This window comes from Nesterenkonia sp. Act20 (assembly GCF_019173455.1).
Classification (GTDB): Bacteria; Actinomycetota; Actinomycetes; order Actinomycetales; family Micrococcaceae; genus Nesterenkonia.
The window spans coordinates 1,152,800-1,173,125 of record NZ_JADPQH010000001.1; the positions used below are offsets into that span (position 1 = coordinate 1,152,800).

The following is a 20,326-nucleotide window of genomic DNA, read 5'->3' on the forward strand; positions in this document are numbered from 1 at the left end:
CTGGGGGTTCTCTGTCCTCTTGCGGGCGACCGGGTGAGTAGGCGGCCCGGTGGGGCGTGCAGCCTGTCGGTCCGCCAAGCGCCGCGAGGGGTGTTCCTCGTTGGACAGCGTGTGGCACCACCACCGACGTCACGTGATCGGTCAGCGGTCCTGTCGCTGGTCCACGACATCGAAGGCGGCGTCGAGGTCGACGTGCCACTCCACGCCGTCGGCGTCGACGACTTCGACCTCGTAGGTCGCATCCCGGTCGTCGCTGGCCTCAACGTCGGTCGTAGTGCCGCTGCCGACGGCCTCGAGCGCGGCCTGCTCGGCGCGTTCACGCTCGCCGGCGTCCAGCACGCGGTCGTCGTCGGTCTCTTGACGGTCATCGCGGTCATTGCGGTCATCGTCCACGCGGGAGACCACTGCGAAGTTTTCGTCGAGGGCGAGGTCCACTTCGCTGCCGTCGGGCAGGCGGACCTCGACGTCGTAGGCCTCACCCGGGTCGTCGCTGGCCTCGACGTCGGTCATAGTGCCGCTGCCGACGGCCTCGAGCGCGGCCTGCTCGGCGCGTTCACGCGCGCCGGCGTCCAGCACGCGGTCGTAGTCACGGTCGTCGTCGCGGTCATCGTCGTCGTCGCGGTTCTCGTCCTCGCGGGAGACCACGGCGAGGTCCTGGTTGAGAGCGAGGTCCACTTCGCTGCCGTTGGGCAGTCGGACCTCGACGTCATAGGCCTCACCCGGGTCGTCGCTGGTCTCGACGTCGGTGACCTGGCCGTCGGTGACGGCGTCGGCCACGGCGGACACGACCTGGTCGCGCTCGGAGCCACGCACGTCGTCGGTCTGGGCGGCGGCAGTCCAGGCGCCGGCTCCGACAGCCGTCACGGCGACGGCGAGGGCGGGGACGAGGACGCGCTTGCTGCGGAGGTTACTCATGGTGATGCCTCATTTCGGTGTCGTTGTCTGTGTTCCACCACCATGCGACACCTCCGCTGAAGCCGACCTGAACGCTCCTGAAAGTGGGTTCAGCCGGCCGGCAACACGACCGTGAACGCCGCGCCGCCGAGCCGGCCGTCGCGGACCGTGACCGTTCCGCCGTGGGCATGCACGATCTCGGCGACGATCGCGAGCCCGAGCCCGCTGCCTCCGGCGTCGCGGCCGCGCGCCTCGTCGAGCCGGACGAAGCGTTCGAAGATTCGCTCACGGTCCTCGGGCGCCACTCCGCGCCCGTCGTCCTCGACGACCAGCTCGACGGCCCCAGGACGCTCCTGCACCGTCAGGGCGATCTGGCCGTCGGCGTGACGAACGGCATTGTCGACGAGGTTGCGCGTGACCTGCCCCAGCGCGCTGGGGTCGCCGCGGACACGACCCGGCGCCACGGCGTGGGTATCGACGCGCAGGCCGGAGCGACGAACGCGGGCGCTCTCGGCGAGCGCGAGGTCGTCGATGTCCACATCTCGGGGCGTCGCTACCAGCGCGCCCTCGTCGGCCCGGGTCAGCATCAGCAGCTGTCCGACGAGGCGCTCCATGCGGGCCGACTCCTCGAGGACGGCCTCACTAAGCTCGCCTTCCCCCAGCGCCCCGGGGTGGGCTCGCGCAACCTCGGCGGTCTGACGGATGCTCGCCAGCGGGGAGCGCAGCTCGTGGGAAGCGTCGGCGACGAACTGCTGCTGGCGCTCACGCGCGTGCTGGAGCCGGCCGAGCATGCGGTTCATCGTCTCGGCCAGCCGCTGCACCTCGTCGCGGCTGCCGGGCTCGGGCACCCGGCGCTCCAGACGATCGCTGGTGATGCCGTCGACCTCGGCGCGGATCCTCTCGACCGGGGCCAGCGCGCGCCCGGTCATCAGCCAGGTCGTGCCGCCGACGACGAGCAGCAGCACCGGCAGGCCGAGGAGGAGCAGCGGCACCAGCGCTCCGACCGAGTCGTCGACCTCCTCACGGCTCACCGCGACAGAGATGACCGAGCCATCCTCCGTGTCCTCCGTCTCGACCAGGTAGGCGCTCTCGGCACCGGAGAGCGCGAAGCTCTCGACGTTGTCCGTCGGCAGCGCCTCGACGAGCGGCTGGGAGGACTCCCGCACCTGCCCGTCGGGGCCGAGAACCTGCCAGACTTCGTCCTCGGGCTCGGTGTCGGGGTCCTCCTCGGGCTCGTCGGCGGGATCCTCAACGCCGGTCGGGGTGCGGCCGTCCTCAAGCTCGTCGGCGATCGCCGAGGCGCGCTGCTCGGCGCTCGCCTCCAGCCCGTCGAGCAGCGAGGCACGCAGCAGCAGCACCAGGATCACGCTCCCGACCACCAGGGCTATTGCGACGACGGCGACGGCTGCGGTGGTCGTGCGCAGCCGCACCGAGGTGAGGCGGCTACCCACCGTCGCTGCTCAGCCGGTAGCCCGCGCCACGGACGGTCTGGATCGCCTCGCGGCCGAAGGGGCGGTCGATCTTGTTGCGCAGGTGGCGCACGTAGACCTCGACGATGTTGGGGTCGCCCTCGAAGTCGACGTCCCAGACCGCGTCCAGGACCTGCAGCTTGGAGACCACGTCACCGACGTGACGCATCAGGAAGGCCAGCAAGGAGAACTCTCGGCTGGTCAGTTCGATCTCATCCTCGCCGCGCCAGGCTCGGCGCGCCGCCGGGTCCAGCCGCAGGTCGCCAGCCTCGAGGAGCGTGGGCCGCTCTCGGGCGCCGCGACGCGCGACCGCACGCAGCCGGGCAAGCAGCACCGGGAAGGAGAACGGCTTCGTGAGGTAGTCATCAGCCCCCGTGTCGAGGCCCTCGACCTGGTCCCACTCACCGTCTTTGGCTGTCAGCATCAGCACCGGCGTCCAGTTCCGCTCGCCGCGCAGCGTCTCGCAGACCTTATAGCCGTTGATCCCGGGCAGCATCAGGTCGAGCACGATCGCGTCGTAGGGGTGCTCCCGCGCCAGCCACAGGCCGTCGGTGCCGTCGTGGGCCACGTCGACGGCGAACCCTTCGGCCTCCAGCCCTACCCGCAGCGACGACGCTAGACGCCGCTCGTCGTCGACCACGAGCACTCGCATGCCTGTCCTCTCACTCAATTGTCCTGTCAGTCTCCCAGGCCGCGCTGAAACTGGGCTGAAAGGCGCCCACCTGCATGGCATGAAGCGTGGTGAGTGCAGGCCGCGTCACGTCTCGGTCGAACGACCGGCAGTCAATCGGCAGACGGAGTTGCGTCGACGAACAGAATCCCGCGTTGGGACGCTGCTTGTCCCTCATGGAACCGTCCTGGTGTCCTGACTCAGAGTTCCTTGGCGTCTTGCGGGGGTTTCTGCAGAATCCCTTTGCCGCCCGCGGCTGAGGAACTGTCGGCGGGGCTGGCTGAGCCCGCCGCGCCGCCATCCTGACTGCGGCGATTCAGGGTGAGACGCAGGCTCAGAACTGCGTAATAGACCAAGTAGCCGCCGGACAAGACGATCAACCACAGGCTCGGTGAGGGGTACTGCGCAAGAATCAGCGCGTACAGGCCCAACCAGAGCGTGGTGAGCGTCATGGTCAACCACCACGCGGTCTCGGTGCGGGAGGGGTAGACGTACTTGATAGGAACGAACACGAGCACTGTCAGGACCAGCAGCGTGGTCGTGGTCGCGGCAACGCTGGCGCCGAGCACGATGAGATAGAACGCCGCGATGTTCCAGTAGCTGGGGAACCCCAGGAAGAAGTGGTCATCGGTCTTGGCGTCGCTTCGGCAGAACTGATAGCACGACGCGAGCAGAGGCACGGAGGCCACAACACCGCCTAGCCACCCGTCCGGCAGATAGCCTGCGCTCCACAAGAGCACCATCGGCGCGAAGGCATAGGTGATGTAGTCGATGATGTTGTCCAGAAGTGCACCGTCGAAGCCCGGCATCACCTCTTTGACGCGGAAGCGGCGCGCCAGGAAGCCGTCAGACCCGTCGATGATCATTGCGGCGAGAAAGAGCCACAGCACAATTTCGACTTCACCGGCATAGGACATATGCACCATCAGCAGCGCAAGGACGACACCCATGGCGGTATAGGCATGGACCGACATCGCTTTCAGGCGATGCCCGGAGCCGGATTGCGGTGCAGACATGACTCCACCCTAGTTTGCCCAATGTGCGCACCGCCACATTGGCCTGACACACCCCCACCGGCAGGCTCGTCGTTGCGTCGACAGAGATGCCGGACCTGTGTGGCTTCAACAACACACATTGCTGCCTATAACCCCGGGTTGAAGATCTTCTAGGTCAAGCAAAAAGGCCCCTGACCTGGTTTATCCCCAGGTCAGGGGCCTCATCTCGTTGCGGGGGCAAGATTTGAACTTGCGACCTCCGGGTTATGAGCCCGGCGAGCTACCGAACTGCTCCACCCCGCGTTGCGACTTGTTTAGTCTACGCACACATATCTGCTGTGCAAAATCGAGATGCACTCAGTGGTGGGTGACCTCCGACACCCGCTGTCCCCGCCCTGACCTGGAAGGTTCGGGCGGGGACGGCGGCGGGTGCTGCGGGGTCAGGACCACCGCGGCGGAGTCTTTACTCCTCCAAGTCGGCCTCGGCCTGCAGGGCATCATCGATGGCCTGCTGCAGCTGCTCCTGGGCCTCGCCGTAGGCGGCGAAGTCTCCCTCGGAGAGTGCGGCGTCGGAGTCCCGGATCGCCTGGCCTGCACGATTCAGTGCGTCGGTCAGGCGCTCTTGGGCGGGACCAGTGGGAGCGGCGGGAGCTTCCGCCTCTTCTGCGGGCTCCTCCTCGGTCGTGGCGTCCTCTTCAGGGGCCTCTTCCTCGGCGGGCTCCTGGTCAGAGGGCGCCTCGCCCTCTGGGACGTCGAGCTCGTCATCCACGGCCTCACCCTGGACGCCGGCACCTTCAGCCACCGCGGCACCTGAGTCGCCGCCGAAGACCTGGTCCAGCGCCTCGTCGAGGGTGTCAGCGAAGCCGACCTCCTCGCCGTAGGCCACCAGCACCTTGCGCAGCGCGGGGTAGGCGGCCTCGGTTCCAGTGGACTGCACGTAGACCGGCTGGACGTAGAGGATGCCGTCGCCGGCGGGCAGAGTGATCATGTTGCCGTTGATCACCTCGGAGGCGCCCTGACGCAGCAGGTTCAGCTCCTGGGAGATCTGCGAGTTCGAGTCGAAGTTCGCCTGTGTCTGACCAGGTCCGGGAATCACCGTGTCGCGCGGCAGTTCGAGCAGCCGCAGCTGGCCATAGTCCTCAGCCTTGACCCCGTCCTCGCCGGTTCCTGCGTCGCCAGCGGCGGCGAGGAAGCCATAGAGCACGTTGCGCTGCTGAGCACCTTCGGCGATCTGCGGGATGAACGTACCGGTCAGCGAGAACGCCGGCTCCTCCTGGCCCGGCATCTGCAGGGTCATGTAGTACGGAGGCTGCGTCTGGGCCGTCTCCTCATCCGCGGTGGGATCCGAGGGGACGGACCAGGCGTCGTTGTTCTCGTAGAACGTGCCTGGATCGGTCACGTGGTAGCGGCCGAGCAGCTCACGCTGCACGCGGAACATGTCTTCTGGGTAGCGGACATGGTCCATCAGTTCAGCGGACATGTTCTCGTAGGGCTGCAGCGCCTCGGGGAAGACCTGCTGCCAGGCACGAAGGATCGGGTCCTCGGTGTCCCAGGCGTACAGCTCCACGGAGCCGTCGTAGGCATCCACGGTGGCCTTGACCGAGTTGCGGATGTAGTTGACCTGTCCGGCGAGCGTGGGCGCTCCCTGGGTCAGGGCATCTGTGGTGGCCTGCTCGAGCTGCTGCTGGTCCGAGTACGGGAAGTCGTTGGAGGTGGTGTAACCCTCCACGATCCACTTGACCCGTCCGTCAACGATCGCCGGGTAGGCGTTCTGGTCGACATCGAGGAACGGAGCCACTTCTTCCACACGTTCGCGCGGCTGGCGCTCGTAGAGGATCTGGGATTCCTCGGTCATGTCTCCGGAGAGCAGGATCTCCGGGGACTGGAACTGGATCGCGTAGACCAGTCGGTTGAACAGTCCGCCGACGTCGGGACCGCCGTCGCCTTCGAAGGTGTAGACGGTCTCAGCCTCGGAGTCTGCGGCTGCCGGGCGGTCGAGCTCGAGCGGCTCATCATCTTCCGGAGCGCCGACGATGGAGTACTCCGGGGAGTTCTCGCCGAAGTAGATGCGCGGCTCGTAGTCCTCATCGGACGCGAGCTCACCACGCGTGGGGATTCCCTGCAGGGTGAAGCTCGGCCGGCCCTCGGGCGTGACGGTGTTGGCGTTGGCCGCGACCAGTCCGTAGCCGTGGGTGTAGACGAGGTGCCGGTTGACCCAGGAGGCATCGTCAGGAATGTTGAGCTCACGGGCAGCGATCACAGTGTCCTGACGCTCGCCGTCGATCTCGTAGCGGTCGAAGCTCAGGGTGTCTGGGAAGGAGTAGTACTGGCGGAACTGCTGGAACTGACCGAACGCCGCGGAGACCAGGTTCGGGTCCAGCAGGCGAATGTTCTCAGTGTTTCCAGCGTCCTCCGACAGCGCTCCCTCGGTGGCGGCGGAGTCGGCGTCGTAACTTTCCTGCTCAAGGTCCTGCAGCCCGTAGGCGTAGCGGGTCAGCTCCATGTTGCGCTCGATATAGGGCATCTCCAGGGTCCGCTCCGAAGGCTGGACCTGGTACTCCTGCACGAGGAAGGGGTAGAGCCCGCCGCCGATGATCGCGGTGATCAGCAGCATGGCCGAACCGATGATGGAGAAGCGCCAGCGTCCGGTCACGGCAGTCACGATGAAGACCAGCGCCACCAGCACGGCGGCGGCGGCGAGGATCGCCTGAGCCGGAATGACGGCGTTGACATCGGTGTACAGCGCGCCGGCCCAGTTGCCGCTCTGGTTCTGCAGGGTGGCGTAGCGATCAAGCCACCAGTTCACGGCCTGCAGCAGCAGGAAGATGGCGGCAGTCACCGCGATGTGCCACCGGGCGGCGGTCTCGACGACGAACTTGCCGCTGGGCTCGATCCGGATGCCGCCGAAGAGGTAGTGGGTGAGGATGCCGGCGATGCCTGCCACCAGGACGGCGGAGACCAGGAAGCCGTTGAGCAGCCCCAGGAAGGGCAGCGTGAAGACGAAGAAGCCGAAGTCCATGCCGAACTCGGGGTCGGTCATGCCGAAGGGCTGCTGGTTGATGAACAGCAGCACCGTCTCCCAGCTGCCCTGCGCGGCGGTGCCTGCGAAGAAGCCCATCAGCGCGGGCAGGCCGATCATGAAGAGTCGACGCATCGAGTTCAGCGTGCGCTGATACCGGATGACTGATTCGTTCATCTGGCTCTGCACCGACATCGGCCGGTTGCGGAACGCCAGGAACAGGCTGAGCCAGACCAGAGCGGCCATCAGCACGAACGCCACCAGGAAGATCACACCGCGTGCGATCCGCTCAGTCCAGAAGACGTCCTCATACCCCAGCTGGTTGAACCAGAGGATCTCGGCGTAGAAGCCGGAAGATGCCACAAAGGCGCCGATCAGCACGGCGATGATGATGATCGTCAGCACCAGTGCTGACGGACGCCGCGGTCCTGACCCTCGTTCCTGCCGCTCGGACCCGGACCCGCCGGAGTTATCGCCGTCATCCCCGCCCGAGCCGGAGCCGAACAGGCCCCCGCCGAACGGGTTCGCGGACCCGAATCCCTGAGAGAAACTCACGGACAATCCCTCGTCTCTATATGTGGTGCTTGGATACGTCTGTACTGCTGGTTCTGCTGGGTCGTTCTACTGTGATCCGCAGGACGCTAGTCCTGCGAGAAAGTCTTCGTCCTCGTCGCGGACCGCCTCGACGATCTGCCGTGCCTCGGAGACGTTCGCTACCGGATATGTCTGCAGCCCCTCTGGGACTCGTCCCTGAAGGTCGGCGCAGTTCTCATTCGGCACCAGGAAGTTTTCGATGCCCTGGGAGCGGGCGCCCACGACCTTCTGGGCGATCCCGCCGATGGGTCCCACTGTCCCGTCGGGATCCACTGTTCCGGTTCCGGCCCAGTTCACGCCGCCGGTCATGGATTCCTCGGTCATCTCATCGACGAGCCCGAGGGTGAACATGAGCCCGGCGCTGGGCCCACCGACACCGTCCAACTTGATCTCTACGTCCACGGGAAAGGAGAACTCGTTCTGAAGCATGATTCCCACGTAGTAGGCCCCGTCAGCCTCCTGGTAGGTGGGGACCTCGTACTCGAGCTCCTCACCTTCGCGGCGCACGGTCAATTCTACCGGCTGACCTGCGGCGGTGTTGACTGCGTCACGCAGTCCTTCGAGACCGGTGATGTCGCTTCCGGCGGCGGCGGTGACCGTGTCACCGGGACGCAGCTGCTCGTCGGTGCCGACTTCGTCGGCCTCGGGCGTGAAGTCCACCACCGAGAGCTGCTGGCTGTAGTCGATGCCGAGCTCCTGCAGCGCCGCTGCCACCGCCAGGTCCTGCGAGCTGGTCATCGCGGCGCTGTTCTGCTCCTGCACCTGTTCAGCGGTGGTCCCGGAGGGGTAGATGAGTTCGTGCGGCTGGATGTCGGTGCCGGGGTTGACCCAGCCCAGGACCGCCTCGGGGACGCGCACCGTGGAGGTGGGCTCGCCGCTGACGTAGACCGTGGTCAGATTCAGCGCACCCTCAGTGGGGTAGGTCGGCTCTCCCGTCACGGAGATCACCGCTTCGTCCTCGATCTCGCCGATGGTGTTGAACACCGGCCCCGGGGTTTCGATCAGGTAGGGACTGGGCAGCAACAGGCTGAGCAGCCCGATGATGAGCGCTGAGGTGCCGGCCACGGCTTGCAGACTTCTCCGCAGGCGGGGCTTGGGGGATTTCGGCGGGTGCTCAGTCATGATGATCGTCACTCATCATCTCATCTGGGCTGAGCAGGCACGAAAAGTGTGTCAGGACTCAGGAGACTTGCCGTCATATCCGCCGTCGAGCAGCTTCTGCAGCTCCTCGTCGATCTTGGCCGTCTCCTCCTGGCGCTCGGCGCGGCGCTGCTGGAAGCCGGTCGGATCGTCGAGGTCCTGCTCGTCGGGCTGAACGTCGGGGTGGCCCCAGACGTCGTCGCGTCCGGCCATGCCCTCGGTCTCGCGCAGGTGCGCCCAGAGCGCGGCGGCGTCCCGGAGTCGGCGTGGGCGCAGCTCCAGTCCGACCAGGGCGGCGAAGGTGTCTTCTGCCGGTCCCCCCGAGGCACGACGACGGTTCATCGTCTCGCGCAGCCGGGACAGGGACTCCAGGTGTTCGGCCGCCTGGGTCACCACATCATCGACCCAGCCTTCGACCAGGGCCAGGGTGGTCTCGATGCGCTTGAGCGCGGCCTCCTGCATGGGAGTCCGCTCCTCGGGGAAGAGCCCCTCCCCCAGGATGGAGTTCATCGACTCGGGGTTGCTGGGGTCCATCTGGCTCGCGGCCTCTTCGATCCGGCCCATGTCGATGTGGATGCCCGCGGCGTACTGGCCCACGGCGTTGAACAGGTCCTGCTCGAGCCAGGGGGCGTGGATGAACAGCCGCATCCTGGCAGCTTCGCGCAGCGCCAGGTAAAGCAGCACCTCACGGCTGTCCACGCTGAGGTCTTTGCCGAAATCTCGGACGTTCTTGGGCAGCAGCGCCGTGGTGTGACCGGCCAGTGGGAGCCCGGTGTCGGAGGAGGAGACGACCTCTTTGGCCAGTTCACCGATGGCCTGCCCCAGCTGCACACCGAAGGCCATGCCGCCCATGGACTCGACCATGCCGGTGATCTGCTGCGCGCCTGCTCCGCCCATCATGGATTCCAGCTCGGGGGGCAGGCCGGAGCCCTCCTCGCCGAGCTGGTCTTTGATGGCGCCGGAGAGTGCCTTGGACACCGATTCCGCCACGGGTTCGGTCAGCCGCTTCCAGGAGTCAAAGGTCTCTTCGACCCACTGCGCGCGGGACCAGGCCTTGCCGATCTGGCCTGCGGACTCGAAGGCGGTGGCGCCGTCGAGCCACATGTCTGCCAGGCGCAGCGCATCGTCGATCTCTTTGCGCTCAGCGGCCGAGACGCTGGGATCGTCCCCGGCGGCTGCCTGACGGGCGGCCTGGCGTGCCATGGACCAGTTGACCGGTCCCTGGTCCTCCTCGGAGGGGTTCTGCATGGCCGAGAACATCGACTGCACCTGCCCCATGATCTGCTGCATCATCTGCGGGTTCATATCCGCCATGCCGGGGATCTGGGAGGGGTCGAAGCCGGGTGGGAATCCGGGGAATCCGCCCTGGCCACCCGTTCCGGACTGGTTGCCCTGACCCGCTCCGGGGGTCCCGGTGAATCCGATGCTGGGGCCGCGGCCTCCGGCGTCGTTCTTGTCCTTGGCGTCATCGCCGTCGGCCTCCTGGCCGGGCATCTGACCGCCGAAGAGCTGTTTGAAGAACTCCTCCATGGGGTCACGTGGGTCATCCCCGTTGCCCTGATTGTTGTTGCCGGAGTTGTTCTCGCTCATCGGACGCTCCCTGTGGTGATCCTGGTTCGGCCTGAGAACCTCCAGCGTATCCAGCGCGGCTCGGTGCTGTCTGTATGAGCGCCGTCAGTTCGCCACAGGATGAAGTCGGGAGGTTCTCGTCGCCCGCAGGCGGCACTCACATTCGGGGTGCGGGGTGACGGGTTCGAAGCTGACGTGGCCGGCCGGGCCGGAGAGGCACAGCATGCCGCCCGAGGTCTGCGGCGTGTACTGACCGTCCACGGCAAGCTGGACCTCGCGGGCGACGAGACTCGCGACCACCCACGCAGGCTCCTCGCACGCGGAGGCGGCACGGTCTGTCTCTCCGGGTCCGGCGAGCGCGGTCTGCAGCGTCTCCCAGTGCGGGTCCCGGTCCTGGCCGTGCAGCAGAAGACATTGCGGGCAGGGACCGGGATCCCGGCTCAGCAGCGGTCCGATCCGCCACCCGTGCCGCGTGTGGACCACCGGCAGCAGCACCTGGGTGCGCCCCGCGGCGTCTGCCAGTCGAGCAGGGGCGATCCCCCTCTCCGCGAAGATGACATGGACGTCGACGACGTCGCCGCGGACCTCCTCCCCGGGCACCTCCTCATCGCGCTGCGATGTCCGCGCCGCGATGGTGGCATCCGGGCGCAGCCGCAGGCACGTTCTCCGCACGGCGGCAGTGCGGGCCAGGCCGAGCGAGGACGCGGGGTACCCCGCCGCGGTGTCCTGGGGTGAGACCAGGCGTTCGTCGCTGAGCAGCAGCATGCCGATGTTCAACCGGGTGAGTTCTTCGGCCACCAGCTTCGCGGGGGCCGGGAGCCCGTCAAGGTGCACTGCGGCGAGCCGCCGGCGCGCGTCCGCCTGGATGCGCAGCTCAGCGGCCGGGGATTCTGCGTGGGCCTCGTCGTCGGAATCCTCCCCTGCGTGGGCGAGGCCGAAATGTGGCCGCAGCTGCTCCACCAGGCGCTGAGCAGGCCCGATGATGCGCACCGCCTCCTCATCATCACCGAGCTGCACCGTGCGCTCATCAAGCATGAGCAGCCGCTGCCAGCTGGCGGGGAGTCGAGCGGGATCCATGCACCTATGGTGCCAAGCCCCCGCGCGACTGCCGGAGTTTTCCACAGATCAGGGCCGGGCTAGGCTCCTGCTATGGCGACGCGGCAGCTCCAGCAGCAGATCACAGTGGATGACCAGCCGGTGCTGGTGATCCGCTCGGCCCGCCGCACCCGCACGGTCAGCGCCGATCAGGTCGCGGGCACGCTGCGCCTGCGGGTCCCGCTGCGGCTGAGTCAGCGCGAGGTGGAGAAACATGCTCGGGCCTTCCAGAAGAAGCTCAGCCAGCGGGCGGCGCGAAAGCCGCGCAGCGATGCTGACCTTCTGCAGCGGGCACGCGCACTCTCGGCTCGATACTTGGACGGCGTTCCGCAGCCCGAGTCCGTGACCTGGTCCGCTCAGCAGAATCAGCGCTGGGGGTCGACCACCTCCACCACCGGCACCATCCGTCTCTCCTGGCGGCTGCGCGAGATGCCGGTCTGGGTGCAGGATTCGGTGCTGGTCCATGAGCTGGCGCACCTGATCGAACCCGGACACGGTCCACGGTTCAAAGCGCTGACGGCGAACTACCCGCGCACCGCGGAGGCAGATGCGTTCCTGGCCGGGGTGAGCTGGGCCGACCACCACTCAGCCTGACCCCCACTCCCTCGCGTTTTACCTGGCTTACGTGATCTACCGGGGCGACCGTCCGGCGGGTAATCCACGGACGGGGAGGTAAAACGCGTGAGGGACAGGCCGCTCAGGTTTCGTTGAGGATCTCGCGCAGCCGCTCCCCGTGCTTCTCGAGCTTGCGCTCTCCGATGCCGGGGACCTTCAGCAGCTCCTCATCCGTGCTGGGCTTGCGCTCGGCGATGACCTCGAGCGTGGCATCGGTGAACACCACGAACGCCGGCACCTCCAGCTCCTTGGCGTACTCCATCCGCCAGGCGCGCAGCTTGTCGAAGAGCTCCTCGTCATACCGGGCGGGGCAGTCCTCGCAGCGGCGCCGCTTGACCTCGGTGGCCACGGTCAGCACCTTCCCGCAGGTGGAGCAGGTGGAGGCCTTCTTCTTGCGCGCGGCGGCATTGGGGCTCAGCCCGCCCGCCGAGGGAGCGATCTTGCGGCCGGGTTCCTCCAGCCCCATCTCGCGGCGCAGCGGGCGCAGGAACCGAGACGGGGTACGTCGGCCGCGGCCGCCTGTGTGACGGGAGGAAGAGGAGCTCAGGAACAGGTACTTCCGCGCACGGGTGATGCCCACGTAGAAGAGGCGGCGCTCCTCATCCACCTCCTTCTGCGTCTTGGCGAAGGTGATCGGCATCAGCCCTTCGGAGAGCCCGGCGAGGAACACCGCCTCCCACTCCAGACCCTTGGCGGAGTGCAGCGAGGCCAGCGTGACACCCTCCACCGTGGGAGCGTGCTGCGCGGCCGAGCGTTCCTCCAGCTCCGTGATGAACCCGCGCATGGTGAAGCCCTCGCGTTCGGTGGAGAGCTGATCCGCCAGCGCCACCAGGGCGGACATGGACTCCCAGCGTTCACGCACCGCGCCGGTGGCCTGCGGGGCCTTGTCCGAATATCCGTGGGAGGAGAGGATGTCGCGCACGCTCTTGGACACCTCGTCCCCGGCGTCGACCACCAGCGAGGAGGTGCGCAGGGCCGCGAGCGCCTCGCGGACCTCGCGGCGGGAGAAGAACCGCTCCGAGCCGCGCAGCTGATACGAGATCCCCGCGGTGGCCAGCGCCTGCTCAAAGGCCTGGGACTGTCCGTTGGTGCGGTAGAGCACCGCCATCTCCGAGAGCGGCACACCCTGTTCCTGCATCGCGGCGATCTCGGAGGCCACCCATGCGGCCTCCGCGTCGTCGTCGGAGTGCTGGATCAGCTTCGGCATCGGGCCGTGCTCGCGCTGGGAGATCAGCTGCAGAGGCTCGGGCCAGGGAGCTGGATCGGAGAGTCGAGGCGCTTCCCGGGTGCGGTCCGCCAGCAGGCCGTTGGCCAGCTTCACCACCTCGGGGGTGGAGCGGTAGTCGCGGACCAGCTTGACCAGGTTCGCCTCCGGGTGGCGGCGCTTGAAGCCGAGCAGGAAATCCGGGGTGGCGCCGGTGAAGGAATAGATGGTCTGCGCGGCGTCGCCCACCACGCAGATCTCATCGCGTCCGCCGAGCCACAGGTCCAGCAGCCGCTGCTGCAGCGGGGAGACGTCCTGGTACTCGTCCACCACGAAGTGCCGATACTGCTGGCGGACCTGGGCGGCGACCCGCTCGTCGTCCTCGAGGATGCCCACGATCAGCAGCAGCACGTCCTCGAAGTCGATCAGGTGCTTGTCCAGCTTCACGTCCTCATAGGACTGATAGAGCTTGGCGAAGGTGCGGTGGTCCACTCCTCCGGGTTCGGGGCGGCCCGCCCCCTCGGCGGTGGCGACCTCCAGATACGACTCCGGGGTCAGCGTCGAGACCTTCGCCCATTCGATCTCGCTGGCGAGGTCGCGCAGGGTGGCGCGGTCAGTCGTGATGTGCAGCCGGCGGGCGGCCTCGGCGAGGAGGCGGACCTTGTGGTCCAGGATCTGCGGCATGGTCCCACCGATCGACATCGGCCAGAAGTACTGCAGCTGGCGCAGCGCGGCGGCGTGGAAGGTTCGCGCCTGCACCCCGGGGGCGCCCAGCGCGGAGAGCCGCGAGCGCATCTCGGCCGCGGCGCGCGCGGTGAAGGTCACCGCCAACAGTCGGTGCGGATCATAGACCCCGGCGCGGACCCCATAGGCGATCCGGTGCGTGATGGCGCGGGTCTTGCCGGTGCCGGCGCCGGCGAGGATGCACAGCGGGCCGTTCAGCGTGGAGGCGGCCAGTCGCTGTTCCTCGTCGAGCCCGTCGAGGATCGCCTCGGGTGGGGAGGCGGCCAGCTGGGCAGCGGTCAGCGCCGACCCAGGAGTCGAGGTGGAGGTGAACGCGGGCCTGCTCATCGTGCCTGCTGTCCCCGTGGTGCTGGCGCGGCAGAGCCGGCGCGTGGCGGCTGCGCATCGGAGGCAGCCTCGATCGGTGAGCCGTGCCAGTCCTCGATCAGCGCTCGGGAGATGGAGGACCGCGTGGGCAGCGAGACATCACCGGCGGCGGCCGCAGTGGCGAGCTCCTCACGGGTGAACCAGCGCACCTCGCGGATCTCATCGCCATCAGGGCGCGCCATCGACGGGTCCTCGGTCAGGGCGAAGTGCCCCAGCATCAGCGAGCGTGGGAAGGGCCAGGACTGCGAGCCCATGTATTGGATCTCGGAGACGACGACGCCGGCCTCCTCCTCGACCTCACGGGCCAGTGCCGCTTCCACCGACTCCCCGGCCTCCACGAACCCGGCGAAGGTGGAGAAGCGATCGGGTCCCCAGCGGAAGGCCGAGCCGAGCAGGATTCGATCCTCGGCGTCGAGCACCGCGGTGATCACGGCGGGGTCCGTGCGCGGGAAGGTCTGCGCGCCGCAGTTCGGGCAGGTGCGCATCCATCCGGAGACCTCCACCTCGGTGGCGGAGCCGCAGGCGGCGCAGAAGGCGCTGCGGGCATGCCAGGTGGTGATGGCCAGCGCCTGGGTGAGCAGGGCGGCGTCGACCGGGGTCAGCTGGGAGCCGGCGAAGGCCAGATCGGCCCAGCTGGTGCCGGTGGTGTCCGCCGGCTCGGCGACCCCATTCGCGGCTCCGTTCTCCTCCGGCTTCGGATGCGCGACCGTCACGACGTGCACGCGGCCGTTCTGCGTGTCCTCGCCGCCGGGAAGATCCGCCGCATCCACGGCGCCGAGAGTCACGGCACCTGCGGGCAGCTCCCCCGCCGCCACGTCATACTTGAGCCGGTCTCCGCTGAGCTGGGCACGGCGGCCGTAGAGGTTCAGCACCCGCGTGCCCGGGGTGGCCCAGACCTCGCTGAGCCATTCCGGACGCTTGCGCTCGGCGTCGAGACGGTCGATACGAGCCCCGTCCTGGGGAAGTGTGAGCAGAGTTTCACCCGGGTCGCGGCGGCGCATATGCATACCTCCTACCGTAACCGGCCCACGCGCGCGGCGAGCACCGCCCAGGTCGCTGTGGAGAGTGACCTTCAGCGCGCCGGCCCAGAGGTTCGGCCCAGAGGTTCAGAGTCGAAATCCGCGTGATTTCTGGAAAACGCCGTGGCTCAGCACGGGCGGAGGGCTCCGACCCCATACGCTGGTCCTCGTGCGATGGACTTCGATGGAACTTGCGGCCCTGGCGACCGCGGCAGTGCCGGGCCTTTCCCCCACCGGCGTGGCCGTGGCGGCTGATGATGCCCGCGACTTCACGTCCGCCGTCGTCATCGACTCCGAAGGTCACCGCTGGCGGATCCGCTCCCCTCAGCACCAGGAGGCAGCGATGCGCCTGGAGACCGAGCTGCAGGTGCTGCGCGGCTTCTCCACCGGCATCCGCGCCGAACTGCCTTTCCGGGTGCCCTCCGTGGCCGGCGCCGTTCGCCGCGGCGAGATGCGCACCTTCGTGTACAACCACCTGCCCGGCACCTCCCTGGAGCTCAGCGAGCTCACCACCCAGTCCGAAGCCGTCATCGACGACATCGGACGCACCATCGCCGCCATCCACGACCTCGATGACGCAGTCGTGGACAACGCCGATCTGCCGCGCTACTCCGCCGAGCGCTACCGCCAGCGCCGACTCAACGAGCTCGATCAGGCTGCCACCACGGGAGAGATCCCCGCGCTGCTGCTGCGCCGCTGGGAGCACGCCATGGAGGACCGTGAACTGTGGCGGTTCTCCCCAGCCGTGACTCACGGGGACCTGCACGAGGACTCACTGCTGATCGAAGGCGAGCGCGTCGTCGCGGTCACCGGCTGGACCGATCTGCACAGCGGGGACCCGGCTGATGACTTCGCCTGGCTGACCGCCGCTGGCGATGCCGAGTTCACCGAGAAGGTGCTCGCCGCGTATCACCGGCACCGCACCGGCCAGGCCGACGAGCACCTGATGCGGCGCGCCGCGCTCACCGCGGAGTTCGCGCTGGCCCAGTGGCTGGTTCGTGGCCATGCGAGTGAGAACCCGGAGATGGTCACCGAAGCGAAGGTGTTGCTGGAGCAGCTCAAGGTCGACATCGAGACCTACGGCGGGCAACCGATCTCCTTGACTCCGATGGAGGGCGAGGAGCCAGCGGCACCTGCTGAGGTGCAGGATTCCCGGCCCGTGGCCCGTGCGGGAGCGGCTGCGACCGTGGCGGACACCGGTGAGTGGGCGGAGTCCGGAGAGGACGACGACGAGCCCGCCGTGATCACCGATTCCCCTGCCCCCGGGGCGGGACCCACCGCCACCGCAGACCATGAAGAGGTCGTCGACGACCCGGACGCCACCGGCAAGGTGCCGGCCTTCCATCCGCGCCCGCAGCCAGCCGATGACGCGACCGGGGCCATCCCGATGGTGAATGGCACGACCGCTGATGAGGACTCGGATCTGCCCATCCACCCGGATGAGACCTCCGAGCGGCGGGCCAAGCAGAAGAACTTCTTCCCCACCTCGGCCAGCTCTGCTGCCTCCGTGGATTCAGCGGCTTCGGCCCAGTCGGTGGCCTCTGCGCATTCCGCCGATTCAGCGGGCTCGGCGGATTCTGCCCCGTCAGCCCCCTCAGCTGATTCGCCGGCCTCCTCTGCCGAGCCTGCCAGCTCTGCGGGCCCCGGCACGACGGGCGAGACCGAGCGCCCTGGTCAGACTCAGGGCACGCAGCAGGACGAGAACGGGGACGAGTCGATCTACCAGCGGCACCCCGGTCTGCGCCCACCGTCCTCCTGACCGAATTCTCCACGGGACTCCGACGCCTCACTGCTGAGCCGCCCGGGTCTCCCAAGCACCTCTCTGTTTGACCCTCAGTGCCGAGGTGCCGCGTGATGACGGGAATGATTCCCCGTGCCGCGCAGTTGTCGGGTGGGTGTCTTCTCCCGGCTCGTCAGACTCTGGGGGTACATCTGCGCCGTGACAGGCGCACGTTCACTCGACCGGCTGCAGCACAGGATGACAATCATGACCACCGCGGAACAGACCCCGACCAAGCGCAGATACACGCGCAAGCAGGTGGCGATGGCCATCCTCGCGTTGTCCATCGGCGGCTTCGCCGTTGGCGTCACCGAGTTTGCGATCATGGGCCTCCAGCTCGAGGCCGTGGAAGACCTGGGCATCACCATCCCCCAGGCAGGGATGCTGATCAGCGCCTACGCGATCGGCGTGGTGATCGGTGCCCCGGTGCTGTCCATCCTGGGCGCCAAGCGTGAGCGGAAGTTCTACGCGCTGCTGCTGCTGGGAATCTTCGTCCTGGGCCATGTGCTGAGCTTCTTCGCCCCGAACTACGAGACCATGCTGGTGGCGCGGTTCCTCTCCGGACTCCCCCACGGCGCCTACTTCGCCGTGGCGGCGCTGATGGCGGCCGAGATGGCGGGACCCGCCAAGCGCAGCCGGGCGATCGCCGTCGTCCTGGGTGGTTTGGCGATCTCGAATGTGCTCGGCGTCCCGGTGGTGACGGCGATGGGCCAGCAGTTCGGCTGGCGCTGGATGTTCATCAGCGTGATCGTGCTCGCCCTGATCACCATGGCGGCAGTGGCGCGCTATGCCCCACGGCAGATGCCCCCGGCGAAGGCCACGATGCGCTCCGAGATCAAGGGGCTGAAGAACAAGCGGCTCTGGGTGGGCATCATGCTCGCCGTGGTCGGCTTCTCCGGGATGTTCGCGCTGTACTCCTATATCGCCCCGGTCAGCACAGAGATCACCGGCTTCAGTGAAAGCTCCCTGCCCTGGATCGTGGGGCTCTTCGGCTCCGGTATGGTGGTCGGCAACTTCGTCGGCGGCTGGGCGGCGGACAAGTCCGTGCTGGGCACCGTGGTCATTGCGATGGGCCTCGTAGCGGTGTTCATGGTGCTCTTCGCCTACACGGCACACATTCCTGCTCTGATGCTGGTCTTCCTCTTCCTGGTGGGCGTCTCCGCCAGCGCCCTGGGCCCGTCCATGCAGACCCACCTGATCGATACCGCACCCGATGCGCCGCAGCTGGCAGCCTCATTGCATCATTCGGCCTTCAATGCCGCCAATGCCCTCGGCGCACTGGTGGGCGGCCAGGTCATCGCCGCGGACCTCGGCCTGCGCGCCCCGAGCTATGTGGGGGCGTTCGCTGCCGTCCTGGGTGTGATGGTCGCGCTGTACGCGATCCGCTTGACCCGTCTGATGAAGACTCCTCGCCAAGCGATCTGAGTCGCGCGCTGCCCCAGCTTCTGAACGCCCTTGATTAGGCTGATGCCATGACTTCAGTCAAGCCCTTCAACACGACAGCCGACGTCGACCCAGAAAGTTTCGCGGGCCAGCTTCGGCTGTCCACCGGTGCAGACTGGGACGCCTCGGTGCATCACCGGTTCGTCGAGGAGCTCTTTGCCGGGACCGTCAGCGATGAAGTTTTAGCCCGGTACCTGGTCCAGGACTATCAGTTCTTCGACGCGTTCGTTGCGATGCTCGGCGCCTGCGTGGCCACCACCGACTCGAAGCCTGCCCGGCTGCGCTTCGCCGCCCAGCTTGGGATGCTGGCAGCGGATGAGGACGGCTACTTCCAGCAGACCTTCGCCGAGCTGGAGGTGCCTGATTCCGAGGTCACCTCGCCTCAGCTCACGACCCCGACTCAGGAGTTCGTCGCCCAGATGTGGGAGGTGGCGCGGTCCCGAGACTATGCGGATCTGCTCGTGGTGCTGGTCATCGCCGAATGGCTGTACCTGGACTGGGGAGAGCGCGACAAGCCACTTCCCGAAGCGCAAAAGCACCGGGAGTGGGTTGAGCTGCACCGGGGCGATGAGTTCCGTGCGTGGACTCAGTTCCTGATCGACGAGCTCAACCGTGTGGCCCCGCCGCTGGATTCCGACGACGGCGCCCAATTGTCCGAACGGTGGAATCGGGTGGTGGGGATCGAGCGGGCGTTCTTTGACGCAGCGTATTCAGATGCCCCGTTTCGGGACTAGGTGGCCGACCGAAATTCTTCGAATCGAGCGGCGAGGTACTCGCGATTCGGTGAGAACTCCTTGTTCGACGGGATGACTCGCAACAACTCACGGTGACGCTTCTGGAATCCGTGCTCCAGAACAGGGCCTCCCGCTTCTTGCAAGATGTCCTCCCGAACGTGAACCCGATGGTCAGAGTCAACGCCCATAATGTTTGAGTCATAGGCGGCGTGATGAATTTTACAAAGCGCTAACCCATTACTAATTTCTGGCAATCCACCCCGGGAGTCAGCAAGTATGTGAGCCGCATCCAGCAACTGAGCGTGCCCCAAGGAGCACACGGAGCATCTGGATGTGTACGCGAACATCACGTTCGACCTGAAGTCACGCTGGTGCAATCTGCGTTTGACGACTTGTCCGCGATACTTAACTTCGATTTCTCCCAAACGAGGTGCGACGTCAACGTCGATACGACCGTAAGGCTCAAGAGGCCCGGCAAGGTCCAGAAGTGCGACGCGGCGGTCTTCGTCAATACCCACAACACTTACAGGGAAATACGCGTCGAAGACAGATTTCCGCACGGCTCGAAAATAGATAATTGGCAATCCGTGGGTGCTTGCCAATCGGAGGCCGTCGTTTTGGTACTGCTTTTTCGGGGCCTCGGTGAACGCGTACTCGACCAAACCACCCTCAGTAACTCGGTCGACATAGGGATTGTGACGGCTGTTCGTGAGTCCCGAGGTCACTGACAGCGTCGCAACTAATGATGCTGGCTTCCAGATGCCTTCTTGGTTCATTAATCTGTGGCGTGCTTCGGGCACATTTCCTTGGAATGCCTCTATATCCTGGCGCGTGAGAGATCGGCTTCCATTCGCCGAATTTGTAGCAAGCCAATCGAAGGCGAGTTGCCGGAATTTAAGATCCTGCGCGAGATCCAATGTGCCCATATGGCGTTGCCATCCGCTCGAGGTTTATTCGAAGTTGAGTACTCCTTTAT

General features: G+C 66.9%; 15 protein-coding genes and 1 tRNA gene. 4 read left to right on the forward strand and 12 right to left on the reverse strand.

What is annotated here, in order from left to right; translation table 11 throughout:
* Positions 1–141: 141 nt before the first annotated feature.
* From IY716_RS05345 to IY716_RS05385, 9 genes are all read right to left on the reverse strand, one after another.
* Positions 142–915: a PepSY domain-containing protein gene (locus tag IY716_RS05345; RefSeq protein ID WP_218220532.1), complete on the reverse strand. Its 774-nt coding sequence runs from the start codon at positions 913–915 to the stop codon at positions 142–144.
* 89 nt (positions 916–1,004) lie between these two features.
* Entirely contained in the window at positions 1,005–2,345 is a 1,341-nt protein-coding gene (locus IY716_RS05350) for a sensor histidine kinase (protein WP_369699598.1), read from the reverse strand.
* Complete coding sequence (locus IY716_RS05355; protein WP_218221420.1) at positions 2,338–3,015, reverse strand: response regulator transcription factor; 678 nt, start codon at positions 3,013–3,015, stop codon at positions 2,338–2,340. Before IY716_RS05355 ends, IY716_RS05350 begins: the two co-directional genes overlap by 8 nt.
* 218 nt (positions 3,016–3,233) lie before the next feature.
* The gene (locus tag IY716_RS05360; protein ID WP_218220533.1) at positions 3,234–4,049 is read right to left on the reverse strand and encodes a phosphatidylcholine/phosphatidylserine synthase; all 816 of its coding nucleotides are present in this window, start codon (positions 4,047–4,049) and stop codon (positions 3,234–3,236) included.
* A 208-nt stretch (positions 4,050–4,257) separates the two neighbouring features.
* Positions 4,258–4,331: transfer RNA gene (locus IY716_RS05365), tRNA-Met, on the reverse strand.
* A gap of 160 nt (positions 4,332–4,491) precedes the next feature.
* Entirely contained in the window at positions 4,492–7,602 is a 3,111-nt protein-coding gene (locus IY716_RS05370) for a UPF0182 family protein (RefSeq protein ID WP_218220534.1), read from the reverse strand.
* 66 nt (positions 7,603–7,668) lie between these two features.
* Positions 7,669–8,763, reverse strand: a complete 1,095-nt coding sequence (locus IY716_RS05375; RefSeq protein WP_218220535.1) for a PDZ domain-containing protein — start codon at positions 8,761–8,763, stop codon at positions 7,669–7,671.
* Between the two features lie 51 nt (positions 8,764–8,814).
* Positions 8,815–10,371, reverse strand: coding sequence for a zinc-dependent metalloprotease (locus tag IY716_RS05380; RefSeq protein WP_218220536.1), 1,557 nt, complete (start codon positions 10,369–10,371; stop codon positions 8,815–8,817).
* An 84-nt stretch (positions 10,372–10,455) separates the two neighbouring features.
* Positions 10,456–11,427 carry a hypothetical protein gene (locus IY716_RS05385; RefSeq protein ID WP_218220537.1) on the reverse strand — a complete coding sequence of 324 codons (972 nt, stop codon included), beginning with the start codon at positions 11,425–11,427 and terminating at the stop codon, positions 10,456–10,458.
* 72 nt (positions 11,428–11,499) lie between these two features.
* Here IY716_RS05385 and IY716_RS05390 point away from each other — a divergent pair, with 72 nt between their 5' ends.
* Entirely contained in the window at positions 11,500–12,039 is a 540-nt protein-coding gene (locus tag IY716_RS05390; protein ID WP_218220538.1) for a M48 family metallopeptidase, read from the forward strand.
* Between the two features lie 103 nt (positions 12,040–12,142).
* Here the strand turns inward: IY716_RS05390 and IY716_RS05395 are convergent, their stop codons facing one another.
* Positions 12,143–14,335, reverse strand: coding sequence for an ATP-dependent DNA helicase UvrD2 (locus IY716_RS05395; protein ID WP_218220539.1), 2,193 nt, complete (start codon positions 14,333–14,335; stop codon positions 12,143–12,145).
* Complete coding sequence (gene nudC, locus IY716_RS05400) at positions 14,332–15,375, reverse strand: NAD(+) diphosphatase (RefSeq protein WP_218220540.1); 1,044 nt, start codon at positions 15,373–15,375, stop codon at positions 14,332–14,334. The genes IY716_RS05395 and nudC overlap by 4 nt, the downstream gene beginning before the upstream one ends.
* 202 nt (positions 15,376–15,577) lie before the next feature.
* On the opposite strand from nudC, the gene IY716_RS13715 reads away from it, so the two are divergent.
* From IY716_RS13715 to IY716_RS05415, 3 genes are all read left to right on the forward strand, one after another.
* On the forward strand, positions 15,578–17,152 hold the full coding sequence (locus tag IY716_RS13715; protein WP_255316438.1) for a phosphotransferase: 1,575 nt from the start codon (positions 15,578–15,580) through the stop codon (positions 17,150–17,152).
* 228 nt (positions 17,153–17,380) lie between these two features.
* A complete protein-coding gene (locus IY716_RS05410) occupies positions 17,381–18,598 on the forward strand; it encodes an MFS transporter (RefSeq protein ID WP_218220541.1) in 1,218 nt (405 codons plus the stop codon).
* Positions 18,599–18,645: 47 nt separating this feature from the next.
* Positions 18,646–19,350, forward strand: coding sequence for a TenA family protein (locus IY716_RS05415; protein WP_218220542.1), 705 nt, complete (start codon positions 18,646–18,648; stop codon positions 19,348–19,350).
* On the opposite strand, the gene IY716_RS05420 is transcribed toward IY716_RS05415, so the two are convergent.
* The gene (locus IY716_RS05420; protein WP_218220543.1) at positions 19,347–20,276 is read right to left on the reverse strand and encodes an HNH endonuclease; all 930 of its coding nucleotides are present in this window, start codon (positions 20,274–20,276) and stop codon (positions 19,347–19,349) included. The genes IY716_RS05415 and IY716_RS05420 overlap by 4 nt on opposite strands.
* Positions 20,277–20,326 lie beyond the last annotated feature (50 nt).